Raw genomic sequence first — 16242 nt, forward strand, 5'->3', positions numbered from 1 at the left:
CCCGCCCCGATCTGATCTTGCAACCCGGACCAGCCGCTCAGATCGGGGCTGATCGGCCTGCCGGATGCAGACCAAAGTGACATTTCGACTTTGCAGAGATCCGGACATTCCAACTTCACCGCCACATCGCCTGTAACTGGCTGAATTCTATTTCCAAGTGCGACATGCCAGTAAAACGATGCAGTCCAGTTTCGACGGGTAAAACGAGATTGCCGGCGCGCGAGAACGATCTCCGTGTTGTCGTGCCTCATGTCCCGAGCAGATCCGGGCCGCCTATACTTCGACGTCCGGGATCCATCTGCAGATGCGACGACGTCGCAACGCCGCCGGCAAGCTGACTGTCGTCCTGTCCTGATGTCCGGCGAAAGCGCCAAGACCATTCGCCCGCTCATGCCCCTTTCACAATGGCATCGACGCGCTATGCTGTCATCATCATAGAAAACGAGTGAAATCGATGAGGCCATCACGCCAGAGCGAGTTGCGGGAACGGATCACGATCGTTGGTGACGTCAATGCCGCCTCATTCGTCCCGTGGATTCGCCGCCATGCCGACAAGCTCGGCCTTTCCCAGCACTTCCTTTACGCCGGCGCCGACCGGATCGAGCTCGAGGTGGTGGGGCCCGTGGAGCTGATCGACATGCTGGAAATGGGCTGCTCACTCGGACCGATCGATGTCTGGGTCGACGAGATTCAGCGCAAAATTGTAGATCCCGCCGACACGCTGCAACCTGCTCAGCATTGATCGCATGCACTTAATTTGATCATTGTTGCCAATGCGAATCTTTTATGCAAGCTTCTGAAAACGAAGACTGCAACCTCGGCAACAATGTATGGTCAGCGGCGCTAAAGCATTGGTAAAATTGAGGAAGTAAAGGTCATGTTCTCTGATACGGCCGGCTCATGGACGCCTGTCGCGCTTTCCGCCGATCTGCCGCCGGCAACTGTCATACCGGCCTGGACTCCCGCGGGGGCGATTGCTCTCTGGCGCAGTCAGTCCGGGCGCATATCGGCATCGTCCGACCGCTGTCCGCACCGTGGGATGCGGTTGTCTCATGGCTTCGTGCGTGGCGAGGCGCTCTCCTGTATCTATCACGGCTGGAGCTACTCTCCGGCGGGAGGATGCATTCGTATCCCGGCTCATCCTGATCTCGTACCGCCGGAGACGATCCGCGTCGCCGTTCAGCAGGTCGAAGAATCGGATGGCATCATCTGGGTGGCGGTCGGCGAACCGGTGGCCCCGCCGCCGCGCCTTGACCATCTCGTTCCCCTTCGTTCGCTGACGCTGGAGGCCGATATTGCAGCGATCGAGGCGGCAGCCGGCGGAAAATCCGATGCGAACGGGCTGATCGGCATTGCTGATTGTCCGTGGGTCCGGCTGCTGCCGACGACACAGATCGGGCGCACGCTCGTTCACGTCCTTGTCGAACAGGGTCGAAATGTCCCCGATCGGCTCATGGCGTCGCGCTTCGCCGAGGCCTTGCGCCGCCGGGCGGAAACAGACCGAAAGGATGTCGCATGACAGGGGCGGGTGCGATGATCGATGAATGGTACCCGGTCGGCCTCTTCAGTCAGCTCACCGAGGCGGGAAGCAAAACCGCTTTGATGGGCGAGCCCATAGAGGTGACGCGCACGCCTGATGGCGCGGCTCGGGTTAGATCGAGCGCTGGACGCGCCCTGCCCGTCCGCGTCCGCTACGGCCATGTCTGGTCTTCTCTCGGCAACCCCGCCAAGGAACTGTTTGCCATTCCCGAGGCGGATCAGCCCGGCCGCCGCTTCGTCGATGTCGGCGTCGTGCGGGTACGCTGTTCGCCTCTGAGAGCGGTCGAGAACTTCCTCGACATCGCGCATTTTCCCTTTGTCCATACGGATATACTCGGCGCCGAGCCGCACACCGAAGTCGAAAGTTACAAGGTCGAGATCCGCGAGGATGAAGTCTGGGCGACGCAGGTGAAATTCTACCAGCCGCAGGCGGCAAAATCGGCGACCGGCGGGATAACCACCGAATATATGTACCGCGTGCCGGCTCCGACCTGCTCGGTGCTCTACAAGACCTGCCCTCCCCGCCCGAAGGAATGGGATGTCATTACCTTGTTCGTCCAGCCGCTTGCGGAAGATATTTGCGACGTGTGGCCGTGGATGGCCCTCTTCGACGACGTCACGCCAATGACAGACCTCATCCATTTTCAGCAGATGATTTTCCTGCAGGATCGGTCGATCCTCGAAAACCAGATCCCGGCGCTTCTGCCGCTCGATCCCGGCATGGAAATTCCGACCCGGGCCGACATGACATCGATCGCTTACCGGCGCTGGCTAAAGCGCCATAACTATCTCTATGGCGCGCAGCTGGTCGCACAATGAAGCTCTACGACTACATCCTCTCGCCGAGTTGCTACAAGATCCGCCTGATGGCTGCGATCCTCGGCGTCAAGCTGAACATCCGGCCGGTCGACTTCCATCCCGGCGCCGAGCATCGCGGCCCTGAACTTCTGGCCCTCAATCCGGCAGGCTCCATCCCGATCTTTGAGGATGGCGACCTTGTCCTGACGGAATCTTCAGCCATCCTTGCCTATCTCGCCGCTCTGAGCGGGCCGGAATGGCTGGGTTCGAGCGCGCCGCAGGAGACGGCGCGCCTGCAGCAATGGCTTTCTTTTTCGCACCGGCTGACGGCCAATCTTGGCGGCGCACGGCTGCATCAGATGCTTCTGCGCCCCGGCAATATCGAGGCCCTGCAGGCACAAGGGGTCGCTGCGCTGCGCGAGCTGGAGGCGGGCCTTTTCGAGCAGCGGCTCCGCGGCATGCGGTTCCTGATATCGGAGCGCGCGACCATCGCCGACATCGCCTGCTTCCCCTATGTGGCGCTGGCGCCTGATGGCGGCATATCGCTCGATCCCTATCCGAACATCCGGCTCTGGCTGCGGGCCATCCGCAGCCTTGAGGGTTTCATCGAAATGCCCGGCATCCACCGCCTGCACGAGTTGAAGCCCGATCCTCATGCGGCCGGTCTGGAGAAGTGAGATGGCCGGCTATCTCCTGAAAAACTGCGCAGCGATTATTGTCGACGAAGGCAATGGGCCAACTGTGCGCCGCAATGCGGATCTGCTGACCAATGGTCCGGCAATCCAGGCGATCGGTGCGAATCTGCCGCAAGAGGCGATGCCGGCCAATACGATCGTCCAGGATGCATCCGGCTGGTTTGTCTATCCGGGCCTCGTCAACACCCATCACCACTTCTTTCAATGCTTCGTGCGTAACCGGGCCGATCTCGATTGGACGAAGCTCTCCGTCATCGAGTGGCTCGACCGGATCTATCCGATCTTCTCGCGGCTGAACGAGGATTGCTTCTACCATTCGTCGGTCACGGCGATGGCCGAGATGATCAAACATGGCTGTACCACGGCCTTCGACCATCAATATTGTTTCCCCCGGCACGCCGGAAAGCGCCTGATCGATCGCCAGTTCGAGGCGGCCGAACTTCTCGGCATGCGTTTCCACGCAGGACGCGGCGGCAACACACTGCCGAAGTCCGAGGGGTCGACGATCCCGGACGCCATGCTGGAAACGACGGATGAATTCATCGGCGATTGCGCCCGGCTGATCGACAGCTATCACGATGCCGATGCCTTCAGCATGCGGCAGGTGGTCGTCGCCCCCTGCCAGCCGGTCAATTGCTATCGCGAGACCTTCGTCGAGTCGGTGGCGCTCGCCCGTGATCGCGGCGTCCAATTGCACACGCATGTCGGTGAAGGCGAAAGCCCCGTCATCGAAGCCCGGTACGGCATGCGTACGGTCGACTATTGCGCCGAACTCGGCTTTGCCGGGCCAGACACCTACTATGCTCACTGCTGGGAGCTGACACACGACGAATTGCGTAAGCTGACGGCAAGCGGCACGGGTGTCTCGCATTGCCCCGAGCCGGTCTATCTGGTCGGCGCCGAAGTGACGGACATTCCTGCGATGGCGGATTTCGGCCTGCGCATCGGTCTCGGTTGTGATGGCGCGGCTTCGAACGACAACTCCAACCTCATGCACTGCATCCACTCTGCCTATATGCTGCAATGCCTGGCGGCATCGACGCGGGCCCATCCGGTTCCCGCGCCCGTGGATTTCCTGAACTATGCGACCGCGGGCGGCGCAAGTCTGCTAGGCCGCAGCGATATCGGCCGGCTTGCTCCCGGCATGGCCGCCGACCTCTTCGCGATCGACACGAGGCGGATGGATTATGTCGGAACGCGTCATGATCCGTTGAGCCTCATTGCCAAGGTCGGGATCGGCATGCCGACCGATCTGACCATGATCAACGGGCGCATCGTCTGGCAGGCCGGCGAATTTATCGGGCTCGATGAGTCCAAGCTTTTCGCCGCTGCGGAAGCGGCGCTCGAGACAGTGAAATTTTAAAAACCAAAAGAGGGAACTGACATGTCCAACGATCTCACCCGCAGAACACTCATGAAGAGCGCGGCGGCTGCCGGTCTCGCGACGGCTTTTGCCGGCCGCTCCGTGGCTGCCGCCGACGAACCGCTCGGCATTGCCCTTGTCGTTCCCTCGCCGGTCGGCGATGTCGGCTGGGGCCATGCGCTTGCCGCCGGCATCGACCCGATCAAGGCCGCTTACGGCGACAAGGTGAAGGTCACGATTATCGAGAACATCGCCGAAGGCCCGGATGCCGACCGCATCATGAACAAGACCGTCGCCGACGGAAATCATTTCCTGATCGCCGGCTCCTTCGGCTATCAGAACGGCGCGCTGCAGATTGCCCGTCGTAATCCCAAGGTGACCGTCCTGCATGCTTCAGGCTTCCAGGTCGCGCCGAATTTCTCGCCCTTCGCCGCCAAATATTTCCAGGGAACTTATCTGCTGGGCATGGCGGCGGCGGCCGTTTCCAAGACCGGCAAGCTAGGCTCGGTTTCGGCCTTCGCGATTCCCGAGCTGATCACCTCCGTCAATGCCTTCACGCTCGGCGCACAGGCCGTCAAGCCGGATATCGAAGTGTCTGTCGTCTGGGTCAATTCCTGGTTCGATCCCGCCAAGGAGCAGGAAGCCGCCAAGGCGCTGATCTCGCAAGGCTGCGACGCGATCTTCTCGAACGCGCAGGATACGCCTTCGGTGATCTCGGCCTGCGAGGACGCCGGCATCTATGCCTTCAATCTCAATTCCTCAATGAAGAAATATGCCGAGAAGACCTATCTCGGCTGCGTCGCCACTGACTGGTCGCCGTTTTTCAAGGCGTCGGTCGATGCGCATCTTGCCGGCACGTTCAAGGGCGCCAATACCTTCCTCGGCGTTGCCGACAAGGTGGTCGAGGTCGTCGACTGGAACCCGGCGATTCCGGCCGATACGATGACCAAGATCAAGGAAATCGAAGCTAAGATCGCCGATGGCAGCTTCTCGCCATTCACCGGCCCGATTACCAAGGCTGACGGCAGTGAAGGCGTCGCTTCCGGTGCCACGCTGACGGACGCTGAGATCGTAGCCATGAATTGGCACGTCAAGGGTGTGACGACGCCGTTGCCGAAGTAAGCCATGGTAAACCCGCTTCTGTCGCTGCGCGGCATTTCCAAAAGCTACGGTCAGGTCCATGCCAATCGGCAGATCGACCTCGACGTCGCGGCCGGCTCGATCCATGCCATCCTCGGAGAAAACGGGGCTGGCAAATCGACTCTGATGAAGCTGATCTATGGCGTCGAGCAACCGGACAGCGGCACGGTCTCATGGAATGGACAGTCCCTCAGCCTTGCCTCTCCCGCGGAGGCAAGGCGCGCCGGCATCGGCATGGTTTTCCAGCATTTCTCGCTGTTCGAGAGCCTGACGGTCGTCGAGAATATCCGCCTGATCGTGTCCGGCAAGAAGAGCGAACTTGCCGAGCGGGTTCGCAAGCTCGGGCGTGAGTTCAGTCTCCAGGTCGATCCTTTCGCCCATGTGCATTCGCTTTCCGTCGGCGAAAGGCAGCGGGTGGAAATCATTCGCTGCCTGATGACCGATCCGAAACTGCTGATCCTCGACGAGCCGACGTCGGTGCTGCCGCCGCAGGCGGTGGAAAAACTCTTCGAAACATTGCGCCGGCTGCGCGACGGCGGCGTATCCATCCTTTTCATCTCCCACAAGCTGGAAGAGATCCAATCGCTCTGCGATCGGGCGACGATCCTGCGCGGCGGTCGCGTGACCGGTCATGTCGATCCGCGCGCGCATGACGCCCACGAGCTTGCGCGCATGATGATCGGCCGCGACATGCCGGAACCCATGCCTGCTCTGCCTTTAGCCGAGGGCGAAAAGCGCCTGGAACTGATCGGCCTCGACTACCGGGTGGATCCTTTTGCCGTGCCGCTCTCCAACGTCAGCCTGGCGGTGCGCGCCGGCGAAATCCTCGGCATTGCCGGAATTTCGGGAAACGGCCAAAGCGAGCTCGCAGCGCTGATTTCAGGCGAGACCGTCCTGCCGCGGGATCAGCGCGACCAGATCTTCATGATGGGCCGAGATGTCGGCACCCTCGACGCCGCCTCCCGCCGGCGGCTCGGCTTCGCCTTCGTCCCGGAGGACCGGCTCGGCCGCGGTGCGGTTCCCGAAATGTCGCTCGCCTTCAACAGCCTGCTGACCGCCCATCCTCTCGACCTTGTCAGGCATGGCCTGCTCGACAGGACGCGGGCGAAGAGCTTCACCAATGAATGCATCCGCGACTATGACGTGCGCACCCCCGGCCCCGATGCGGAGGCAGGGTCGCTTTCCGGCGGCAACCTGCAGAAATTCATCGTCGGACGCGAAATCATGCTGGCGCCGAAGCTTCTTTTCCTCGCCCAGCCGACCTGGGGGGTCGATATCGGTGCAGCCGCGGCAATCCGCAAGCGGCTCATCAGCCTTCGCAATGAAGGCATGGCGATCCTCATCATTTCCGAGGAGCTCGAGGAATTGTTCGAACTCTGCGACTTCATCCAGGTCCTGCACCATGGCACGCTGAGCCCGCCGCTGGTCACGCGCGACACCGAGCCCGAAGAGATTGGCCGTTACATGATCGGAGCCAAGCCGCATCGCGAGAAAGCCCCCGCATGAGCAGAACCTTCCTCGCCCTGCCCAAGCTGGTCCGCCGGGAGCGGGCATCGCTTACCGCCACCCTTCTCGCGCCGCCGGTAGCCCTCATCGTCACCGTCATTCTCAATCTCGGACTTTACGTCGTCATGGGCCGCGATCCGGCTGCGGTCGTCTATGCGATGCTGATCGAGCCCTTCTTCTCCTGGGCGTCGTTCTCCGAGGTGCTCCTGAAGACCGGGCCATTGCTCCTGATCGCGCAGGGGCTTGCCATCGGCTTTCGCGCCAAGGTGTTCAATATCGGGGCCGAAGGACAATTCGTCCTCGGTGCGATATTCGCCTCCGCCATTCCGATCTGGTGGCCTGACGCAACAGGACAATGGATCTGGCCGGCAATGCTGCTGCTCGGCACGATAGGCGGGGCATTCTGGGCGTCATTCACCGCCTTCTGGCGCGTCAGGCTCAATGCCAATGAGATCCTCGTTTCACTGATGCTGAGCTTCGTTGCCGTGCAGCTCCTCAATTATCTGCTGCTCGGCCCCTGGAAAGATCCGAACGGCTTCAACTTCCCGCAATCCGTCATGTTCCAGTATGCCGCGATGGTGCCGATCCTGATCGAGGGAACGCGCGTCAATGTCTCGCTCATCCTCGCCCTCCTCCTGTCGATTGCCGCCTGGGTCTTCATGCAGAAGAGCTTCATCGGCTACAAATTGCAGGTCGGCGGATTGGCGCCGCGGGCGGCGAGCTACGCCGGATTCACGGAAAGCCGGGCGATCTGGCTTTCCCTGCTGATCGGCGGAGCGGCAGCCGGTCTTGCCGGTGCCGCCGAGGTCGCCGGCCCCCTCGGTCAATTGCAGCGCTCGATCTCCACCGGCTACGGCTATGCGGCAATCATCGTCGCCTATCTCGGCGGCCTTCATCCGATCGGCATCATCATCTCAGCCATCGTCATGGCGGCGCTCTATATCGGCGGTGACAACGCCATGGTTTCGGCCAATCTCCCGGTTGCCGCCGTCCGGGTTTTCCAGGGCAGCCTGCTTCTCGCCTATCTGGTCGCCATCGCCTTCACGCGCTACCGCCTTGCCTGGCGACCGGCGGCAACCAGGAGCGCCACGTGAACGCCATCGAGTTCATCCTCGCCGGAATGCTGGCGGCTGCGACACCCTTTCTCCTGGCAGCGCTTGGGGAGCTGGTCGCCGAACGCGCCGGGGTTCTCAATCTTGGCGTCGAGGGGCTGATGGCACTCGGCGCCGTCATCGCCTTCATCATCGTCTACCACGGCGGCGGCCATTTTCTGGCTTTCCTCGCCGGCGGCCTCGGCGCCGCCCTCCTGTCGCTGATCTTTGCGGTCATCGTGCTCGGCTTCAACGCAAACCAGGTCGCGACAGGGCTTGCCATCGGGATTCTCGGGCAAGGCCTGTCGGCGCTGTTCGGCAAGACCTACGAGAGCCTGACTGTCAGGGCTCTGCCGAAGATCGCCATTCCCGGCCTTTCCGATCTTCCCGTCATCGGCGGCCTGTTTCTCCAGGATATCGTCGTCTGGCTTTCGCTGGCCTCAACCATCGCGATCTGGGCGATGTTTGCCTATAGCAAGGCCGGTCTGATCATCCGCGCCGTAGGGGAAAACCCGAAAGCGGCGCATGCCATCGGCTATCCGGTCATCGCCATCCGCTTCGCCGCGGTCGCATTCGGCGGCATGATGGCAGGCTTCGCGGGCGCCTATGCTGCGACGATCTACACGCCGCTCTGGGCAGATGGGATGATTGCCGGCCGCGGCTGGATTGCGATTGCGCTCGTTGTCTTCGGAACCTGGCTGACCGGACGCATCTTTCTCGGGGCGTGTTTGTTCGGGGCCGTATCGCTGATGGGGCTCGCCGCCCAGGCGACCGGGCTCGACGTCCCCTCGCAGCTACTAGCATGCCTGCCCTATCTGGTGACGATCATCGTGCTCGGCATCATTTCGGCGGATCGCCGCCTGCTCAAGCTCAATGGCATCGCCTCGCTCGGCGAGCCGTTCGAGCGATAGCATCGAGCCAAGGCGCCGAGAGCGCTGCCTTTGCAAGCGCCTCAGCCGAGGTCAACGCGAGCCTTGCGCCATGCCTCGTAGCGCTCCAGGGTGTCCTGATTGGGTGGGTAGACGCCGAGTGTCGGCTTGCCGGATTCAATCTCAAGCTTCAGGAACTCCTCCTGCTCCTCCATCGCGACGGCCTCGTCGGCGATTTCGCTCACATATTCCCGAGGAATGATGATGACGGCTTCGCTGTCTCCGAAAACGATGTCATCCGGATAGACGGCAACGCCGCCGCAGGCAATCGGCTGGTTCATATCCGACGCGTGGTGGGCGACCAGATTGGCGGGCGCCGCAGGACCGAGGCAATAGGTGGGAAGCCCGAGCTGGGCGATATCGGCGGTGTCGCGAACGCCTCCGTCGAGCACGAGACCGGCGCAGCCGCGATAAACGAGCCGACGAGCAAGCACCGCGCCAATGCCTGCGATCTCGGCTATCGAGCGGCAGTCGAACACCAGGACGTGGCCGTCCGGAATCGTATCGATCGCCTTGCGTTGCTGGTTGGACGGGTCGGAACTGTAGGTCGAGCCGTCGATATCCTCACGCGCTGGAATATAACGGACGGTGACGGCCGGACCGACCATCGGTTTTTCGGCCGCAGCGAGCGGCCGCACGCCGCGAACAGCGGTATTCCTGAGCCCCCGCTTCAGCAGCAAACTGCTGAGACTCGCCGAATTCGTCCGCAAAAGCTTTGCATAAATCAATGGGTCTAAAGCAGTCATGAGATCTTCCTCTTGTCAGGCGGAAGATCTACCACAATGAGACCATAGTTCAATAGAGAATTTCTCTATTCTTATTTGAACAGAGGATGCACCCCGTTAATCGATTTCGTCAGTGTTCCAGCAGCCTCCAAGACCTCGCGCTTGATCGATCGAGCCCGATCCGGCGTCGCCTCCCCAATAAAGGGCACGCTGACGGTGGCTATCAGAGCGCCTCGATCATCGAATACCGGCGCGGCGAAAGCACGCAAGCCGAGATTGGATTCCTGATTGTCCTCAGCATATCCATTGCGGCGAATCTCCACGAGCGCCTCTTTCAGCGCCTCCGGATCAGTGATCGTATAGGGGGTCTTGGCCTCCAGTCCGCCGGCGCAGTAGGCTTCGGCTTCACCGTAGTCCGCATAGGCCAGAGCAAGCTTGCCGGCTGCCCCAACATGTTTGCGCGAGCGCCCTCCAACCTTAATAAACAAAGCATAATCACCAGGACTGGAAGCGGCAAATATCGTCATCATCTCATGCCCCTCGGGCACGGCCAGCTTGAAGGATTCCATGACCCGCTCCGCCGCCGCTGCCAAAATTGGCCTTGCCGCCTCAATCAGCGTCACCCGATCGGCACCGGGCGAGATCCGCCGGGCAAGCTCGACGAATTTAGGCCCGAGCTCGTAGGAGGCTCCGCCATTGACCCGTGCGACCAGACCGTGCGCGGTGAGCGAATTCAGAATGCGGTAGACCGTCGAACGTGGCACGCGCAACTGATCGACCAAAGCGCCAAGCGAGATGCCCGTTTTCGCGTCCGCCACCGCTTCGAGCAGATGCGCCGTCTTTTCGACCACCGGAGAACCATGCTTTGGTTCGTTCATGAAATTCGTATTCCATTAGAGAATTAATCTTCTTGACTTGCCCGCCGTCGCCAACCATCTTGTCCACCGCAAGTGTCGTATTTGACACTACGCGCTTGCGGGAGGAAGTAAAGTCGATAGAGCGCCAAAGAGCTCCCGAGCAGTTGAACGGCTGCCACGAAGCGCATGCCGGCGCGCGCGGCTGGAGCGGGAGGAGGATTTCATGACGACAAGGAATATTCACGCATTACGCATCGGGCTTGCGATCTCCCTGGCGGCGGGCATCGGAATGCCTACCTACGCCGCGGACAAGCTGACGGTTGTGGTGACGGACGAACCGAAATCGCTAGACCCCTGCGACACCGACCTTTCGGGAAACTCCCGCATCCTGCACAACAATATCACTGAGGCGCTGGTCAACCTCAGCCCGCAGGACGGATCGGTCGTTCCAAGTCTGGCCACCAGCTGGCGACAGGTCGATGAACTGACCTGGGAGTTCAAGCTGCGCGAGGGCGTGACGTTTCATGACGGCAAGCCGTTCGATTCCGACGCAGTCGTCGCCGCCGTTAAGCGGGCTCAAGACCCGGCCCTGGCCTGCGAAGTCGGGCTGGCCACCTTGAAAGGCGTCAAGCTCAATGCACAGGTCGTCGATCCGACCACCGTCCTCATCAAAACCGATGTCGTCGAGCCGATCCTGCCGAACAAGATGTCTGCCGTTGACATCGGTTCGCCGGCGACCCCGAATGACGGAAAGACCCGCAGCCCGGCCGGGACGGGGCCTTACAAGCTGGAAGCGTGGACCCCAGGCCAGTCCGTCGCGCTGACGGCCTATGACGGCTATTGGGGCGACAAGCCGGCAATCAAACATGCGACGATCATTTGGCGTGCCGAATCCGCCGTTCGTGCGGCAATGGTGGAGACCGGCGAAGCGCAGATCGCCTACGAGATCGCCCCGCAGGACGGCACGACCGAACAGGACCAGGCCTTTCCGAACGCTGAAACTTCGCTGTTGCGGATCGATGCCCAGCTGGCCCCGCTTGACGACAAACGCGTGCGCGAAGCGCTCAATCTCGCCATCGACCGGGACGGTCTTGTCGGAACCATTTTCCATGGGGACGCCCAGAAGGCGATGCAGGTCGTGCCGCCTTCAGTGTTCGGCTTCAATCCCGACATTCCCGTCTGGACCTATGATCCGGGAAAGGCGAAGTCGCTGCTTGCCGCGGCCAAGGCCGATGGCGTGCCGGTCGACAAGGAGATCGTCATCTACGGCCGCATCGGCATCTATCCCAACTCCTCCGAAAGCCTGGAGGCCATTCAGGCGATGCTGGCGGATGCCGGTTTCAACGCGCGGCTAGAAATGCTCGAGACCAGCCCTTGGCTGAAACGGCTCTTGAAGCCGTGGGACAAGGATCGCCAGCCGTCAATCCTGCAGACCCAGATCGACAATGCCGAAGGGGACGCCGTATTCACCCTGCCCAACCGCTTCACCACCGACGGCAATCAGTCGACGATTGCAGACGCCAAGCTCGACAAGCTGATCGCCGAGGGCTCGAAGGCAACCGGCGACGAGCGCAGGAAGCTGTTCCAGGAAGCATTCCGATACGTCGCCGTCGATGCGGTCAATATCGCGCCGCTCTTCCACATGGTCTCGATTGCCCGCGTCGCAAAGGACGTGAACTACACCCCCGATGTGCAGGCTGGCAACGAGATCAAGCTGAAGTCGATCAGCTATCGCTGATCGATGAGCCTCAACCACTGTCGCCTGAGGAGAGCGGATGTCCCTCACCTATTTCCTGAGACGCGCCGCCTTCGCAGCGCTCGCGCTTGCGGCCCTGATGACGGCAGCTTTCTTCCTCGTGCGGCTGACGGGTGATCCCGTCAATCTCTACCTGCCTGTCGACGCTTCGGATGCGGCGCGCGAAGCCATGCGCGTCCGCCTTGGGCTCGATCGTTCCCTTCTCGCGCAGTTCTTCGATTGGGCCTGGGATATGCTCAGCCTCAATTTCGGCATGTCTCTCTGGCACCATCGCCCCGCGATGGACGTCGTGCTGGAAGCCTTGCCGAACACATTGGCGCTCGGCGCCATTGCCTTGGCGCTCGCCTTTACTGCCGCGATCGTCGTCGGCTCGATTGCGGCGGTCAATGCCGGTAGCTGGATCGACCGGGGCATCAATCTCCTGTCGCAGTCCGCCGCCAGCGTACCTGACTTCTGGCTCGGCCTGATGGGCGTGCTTCTGTTTGCAGTCACGTTCCGAATTCTGCCGACCTCAGGCTTTGGTGGTCCCGTCTACTGGGTATTGCCAGTCGCCTGCCTGTTTGCTCGGCCGTTCGGAACTCTGGTGCAGATCGTCCGCGGCTCGATGATCGAAGCTCTGAACGCGACATTCGTCCGCACGGCCCGCGCCAAAGGTGCTCGCGACGGGCGCGTCACCTTCGTGCACGCGCTCCGCAATGCGCTCCTTCCGGCGGTCACGGTGACGGGTGACCTCGCCGCGCAATTCGCCGGCGGCGGCGGTGTGGTCGAAGTCGTCTTCGGTTTTCCAGGCATCGGCAAACTTCTGATCGACGGCATCCTGAAACGCGATTTCGCGATCGTTCAGGCATCGATCTTTGCCGTCGCCGTCGTCATCTTCTTCATCAATATCCTGGTCGATATGCTCTATGCCTCGATCGATCCGCGCGTGAGGGTCGAATGACCGACACATCCGCCGAGTTTCTCCCCGCCCGAGAGCGCCGCGGCCGGCGCATCCTCTGGCTCATGCGGGCGCTTTCGGGTGACCCGATGGCGGTGGCGGCCACCATCTGGCTGCTGATTGTCGTTCTTGCCATTGCTGCTGACAGCCTTTCGCTCCTCGGCGAGAACCGCATCTCGCTCAAGGCACGCAACCTGCCGCCCTTCAGCTTCGGCCAATCCTGGACCTTGTGGCTGGGCGCCGATGCGCTCGGGCGCCCTCTCCTCGTCCGTCTCATCGAGGCGGCATCGACGACCATCGGGATCGCTCTCGTCACGGTGTTGACGAGCCTGGCCGGTGGGACGCTGCTCGGCGTCGTCGCCGGCTATTTCGGCGGCTTCGTCGGCAGCCTCATCATGCGGATCTGCGACATTATCCTCGGCTTCCCGACGCTGCTGGTGGCCTTGTTCGGCCTCTATCTATTCGGCCCGAGCGTCAGCAACCTCGTGATCGTGCTCGCCGTGACCCGCATGCCAGCCTATATCCGCGTTGCAAGAGCCGAAACGCTGGAGGTCCGGGAGAGACTGTTCGTCGACGCGGCGCGTGTTTTCGGCGGCGGACCGACCTGGATCCTGCGCACCCACATTCTCCCGAGCGTCGCGCCGACGATGCTGACGCTCGCCTCCGTCAATCTTGCCATGGTCATGCTGTTCGAATCCGGGCTCAGCTATCTCGGACTTGGCATCCAACCGCCTTCGGTCAGCTGGGGCCTGATGGTCGCGCAGGGCCAGGGCTACCTGTCCTCTGCCTGGTGGCTCAGCTTCTTCCCCGGTCTTGCCGTCATGTTCACCACCATGTCCTTCAACCTTCTCGCCAACTGGTTCCGGATCGTCAATGATCCGTCACAGCACTGGCGGCTCGTGAGCCGGAGGCGCTGATGGCTCTTCTCGACGTCAGGGACCTTCAGGTTAGCTTCGATACGGCTGCCGGCCGCATTCTCGCGCTCAACGGCGTTTCCTTCTCGCTTGAGCGCGGCGAGGTCCTGGCGCTTCTGGGGGAAAGCGGCTCGGGAAAGTCGGTGACCGCCGCGGCCATCATGGACCTCGTTCCCGATCCGCCCGGCGCCATCGACCGCGGCTCCATCCGCTTCGAGGGCACCGAGCTGCTGCAGCTTCCGCGAAGCGAGCGGCGTGATTTGTGCGGCGACCGGATCGCCTTGATCTTCCAGGACGCGCTGGCGTCGCTCAATCCGGTATATCCCGTTGGCTGGCAGATCGCCGAAATGTTCCGCATCCATGGGCGCAACCCGGAAGGCGGTGTCGAAAATGCGGTGATCGACCTGCTGACGGCGATCGGCATTCCCGACCCCAAACGCCGCGCCAGACAGTATCCGCACGAGTTTTCGGGCGGCATGCGCCAGCGTATCATGATCGCGATGGCCGTGGCGCTCGAACCCGATATCATCATCGCCGATGAGCCGACGACGGCGCTCGACGTCACGATCCAGGCGCAGGTGGTCGATCTGCTTCGCACGATCCGGGAACGCAGCGATGCCGGCATGATCTTCATCACCCATGATCTTGGCGTGGTGGCCGAGCTCGCAGACCGTGTCGCGGTCATGTATGCCGGCCGCATCGTGGAAACCGCAAATGTTTTCGAACTCTTCGCGGATGCCCGGCATCCTTACAGCGTTGGACTGCTTGCCTCGCAGCCGCGCATCGACACCGACGAGGACGAGCTGACCCCGATCCCCGGCTCGGCCCCCAATCCGGTCGCCCTGCCGTCCGGCTGTGCCTTCAGGACGCGCTGTCCGCGTGCTACGGGTATCTGCGCCGAGCGCGTCCCTCATCTTAAAACCGTGGGTCCAGGCCGCCAGGCCGCCTGCCATTTCCCGGTAACGCCAGTATGACCGAGCCTCTTCTCAAGGTGCAAAATCTCGCCCGGCACTTCGGCAATGGCGCAACAGCAGTGCGCGCCGTCGATGACGTCAGCTTCGAGATCGCCCGGGGCGAAACACTCGGCCTCGTCGGCGAAAGCGGATGCGGCAAGACCTCGCTGGTACGCACGCTCCTGAAGCTCGGGCCGGCAACGAGCGGCAGCGTCCTGCTCGACGGCGTCGAGATAACCAGGGCAAGCGGCCGCCAGCTGCACGATATGCGCCGAAAGATGCAGGTCGTCTTCCAGGACCCCTACCAGTCGCTCAATCCGCGCCTGCGGGTCGATCGATTGATCGCCGAACCGTGGGCGCTGCATCCCGGCGTCCTGCCGAAGTCCCGTTGGCGGGAGGAGACGGTCAGGCTGCTCGAATCCGTTGGATTGCGAGCCGAACATGCGGAGCGCTATCCCTCCGAGTTTTCGGGGGGCCAGCGGCAGCGGCTCGGCATTGCACGCGCACTGACGCTTGATCCGACCCTCCTCGTCTGCGACGAGCCGGTCTCGGCACTCGACGTCTCGGTCCAGGCGCAAGTCGTCAATCTGCTCGCCAGGCTGAGGCGCGAGCGCAATCTGGCGATGCTGTTCGTTGCCCATGATCTTGCCGTCGTGCGGCACGTCTCGGACCGGGTAATGGTGATGTATCTCGGCAAAATTATTGAAACAGGACCGAAACAGTCGATCTTCAGCGCGCCGGCTCATCCCTACACCCAAGCCCTGATGTCGGCAGTCCCGACACCGGATCCGCGGCTTCGCGGACAACGCAGCCGCATCGTGCTGAAAGGCGACCTGCCAAGCCCCGTCGATCCGCCGAGCGGATGTCGGTTTCGAACCCGCTGCTGGAAGGCGACATCGATCTGCGCGGAACAGGAGCCGGCCTTGACGAACAGGACGGCAGCCCCCGGACTGCTGACCGCCTGCCATCACGCCGATCCGGGTTTTTCCACGACCGCCGGCTGACTACCGGAGCACCCAGGCTTCTCTTGCGAGGAAGC

Annotated in this window: 17 protein-coding genes; 14 read left to right on the forward strand and 3 right to left on the reverse strand. The window is 62.1% G+C overall.

Going from position 1 to position 16242, the window contains the following annotated elements:
* Positions 1 to 251 (reverse strand): hypothetical protein (locus C4N04_RS32015; protein WP_210205050.1); only part of this gene is annotated, 251 nt, incomplete at its 3' end.
* Between the two features lie 203 nt (positions 252 to 454).
* Between C4N04_RS32015 and C4N04_RS13670 the strand changes: the two genes are divergently transcribed.
* The 9 genes from C4N04_RS13670 to C4N04_RS13710 all read left to right on the forward strand — a co-directional run bounded on the left by C4N04_RS13670 (position 455) and on the right by C4N04_RS13710 (position 9043).
* Entirely contained in the window at positions 455 to 742 is a 288-nt protein-coding gene (locus C4N04_RS13670) for an acylphosphatase (protein WP_106796235.1), read from the forward strand.
* Positions 743 to 877: 135 nt separating this feature from the next.
* Positions 878 to 1519 (forward strand): Rieske 2Fe-2S domain-containing protein, encoded by a 642-nt coding sequence (locus tag C4N04_RS13675; RefSeq protein ID WP_106796236.1) that lies wholly within the window; start codon positions 878 to 880, stop codon positions 1517 to 1519.
* The gene (locus C4N04_RS13680; RefSeq protein ID WP_106796237.1) at positions 1516 to 2358 is read left to right on the forward strand and encodes an aromatic ring-hydroxylating dioxygenase subunit alpha; all 843 of its coding nucleotides are present in this window, start codon (positions 1516 to 1518) and stop codon (positions 2356 to 2358) included. Before C4N04_RS13675 ends, C4N04_RS13680 begins: the two co-directional genes overlap by 4 nt.
* Positions 2355 to 3014, forward strand: coding sequence for a glutathione S-transferase family protein (locus tag C4N04_RS13685; RefSeq protein WP_106796238.1), 660 nt, complete (start codon positions 2355 to 2357; stop codon positions 3012 to 3014). The genes C4N04_RS13680 and C4N04_RS13685 overlap by 4 nt, the downstream gene beginning before the upstream one ends.
* Position 3015: 1 nt before the next feature.
* On the forward strand, positions 3016 to 4395 hold the full coding sequence (locus C4N04_RS13690) for an amidohydrolase (RefSeq protein ID WP_106796239.1): 1380 nt from the start codon (positions 3016 to 3018) through the stop codon (positions 4393 to 4395).
* 21 nt (positions 4396 to 4416) lie between these two features.
* Positions 4417 to 5517, forward strand: coding sequence for a BMP family ABC transporter substrate-binding protein (locus tag C4N04_RS13695; protein ID WP_064823290.1), 1101 nt, complete (start codon positions 4417 to 4419; stop codon positions 5515 to 5517).
* 3 nt (positions 5518 to 5520) lie between these two features.
* Positions 5521 to 7041, forward strand: a complete 1521-nt coding sequence (locus tag C4N04_RS13700; RefSeq protein ID WP_096769160.1) for an ABC transporter ATP-binding protein — start codon at positions 5521 to 5523, stop codon at positions 7039 to 7041.
* On the forward strand, positions 7038 to 8135 hold the full coding sequence (locus C4N04_RS13705) for an ABC transporter permease (RefSeq protein WP_106796240.1): 1098 nt from the start codon (positions 7038 to 7040) through the stop codon (positions 8133 to 8135). Before C4N04_RS13700 ends, C4N04_RS13705 begins: the two co-directional genes overlap by 4 nt.
* On the forward strand, positions 8132 to 9043 hold the full coding sequence (locus C4N04_RS13710) for an ABC transporter permease (protein WP_106796241.1): 912 nt from the start codon (positions 8132 to 8134) through the stop codon (positions 9041 to 9043). The genes C4N04_RS13705 and C4N04_RS13710 overlap by 4 nt, the downstream gene beginning before the upstream one ends.
* A gap of 41 nt (positions 9044 to 9084) precedes the next feature.
* Here C4N04_RS13710 and C4N04_RS13715 read toward each other — a convergent pair whose 3' ends face one another.
* Both C4N04_RS13715 and C4N04_RS13720 read right to left on the reverse strand, forming a co-directional pair.
* Entirely contained in the window at positions 9085 to 9807 is a 723-nt protein-coding gene (locus tag C4N04_RS13715) for a ribonuclease activity regulator RraA (protein WP_106796242.1), read from the reverse strand.
* A gap of 71 nt (positions 9808 to 9878) precedes the next feature.
* Positions 9879 to 10664 carry an IclR family transcriptional regulator gene (locus tag C4N04_RS13720; RefSeq protein ID WP_106796243.1) on the reverse strand — a complete coding sequence of 262 codons (786 nt, stop codon included), beginning with the start codon at positions 10662 to 10664 and terminating at the stop codon, positions 9879 to 9881.
* A gap of 202 nt (positions 10665 to 10866) precedes the next feature.
* Between C4N04_RS13720 and C4N04_RS13725 the strand changes: the two genes are divergently transcribed.
* The 5 genes from C4N04_RS13725 to C4N04_RS13745 are packed head-to-tail and all read left to right on the forward strand — an operon-like array spanning position 10867 to position 16207.
* Entirely contained in the window at positions 10867 to 12381 is a 1515-nt protein-coding gene (locus tag C4N04_RS13725; protein WP_106796244.1) for an ABC transporter substrate-binding protein, read from the forward strand.
* Between the two features lie 37 nt (positions 12382 to 12418).
* Positions 12419 to 13339, forward strand: a complete 921-nt coding sequence (locus C4N04_RS13730) for an ABC transporter permease (RefSeq protein ID WP_096764752.1) — start codon at positions 12419 to 12421, stop codon at positions 13337 to 13339.
* Positions 13336 to 14253, forward strand: a complete 918-nt coding sequence (locus tag C4N04_RS13735) for an ABC transporter permease (protein ID WP_106796245.1) — start codon at positions 13336 to 13338, stop codon at positions 14251 to 14253. Before C4N04_RS13730 ends, C4N04_RS13735 begins: the two co-directional genes overlap by 4 nt.
* Entirely contained in the window at positions 14253 to 15224 is a 972-nt protein-coding gene (locus tag C4N04_RS13740; RefSeq protein WP_106796246.1) for an ABC transporter ATP-binding protein, read from the forward strand. Before C4N04_RS13735 ends, C4N04_RS13740 begins: the two co-directional genes overlap by 1 nt.
* A complete protein-coding gene (locus C4N04_RS13745) occupies positions 15221 to 16207 on the forward strand; it encodes an oligopeptide/dipeptide ABC transporter ATP-binding protein (RefSeq protein WP_106796247.1) in 987 nt (328 codons plus the stop codon). The genes C4N04_RS13740 and C4N04_RS13745 overlap by 4 nt, the downstream gene beginning before the upstream one ends.
* The last annotated feature ends 35 nt before the right edge of the window (positions 16208 to 16242 follow it).

This window comes from Rhizobium sp. H4, assembly GCF_003013335.1.
GTDB lineage: Bacteria > Pseudomonadota > Alphaproteobacteria > Rhizobiales > Rhizobiaceae > Rhizobium > Rhizobium sophoriradicis.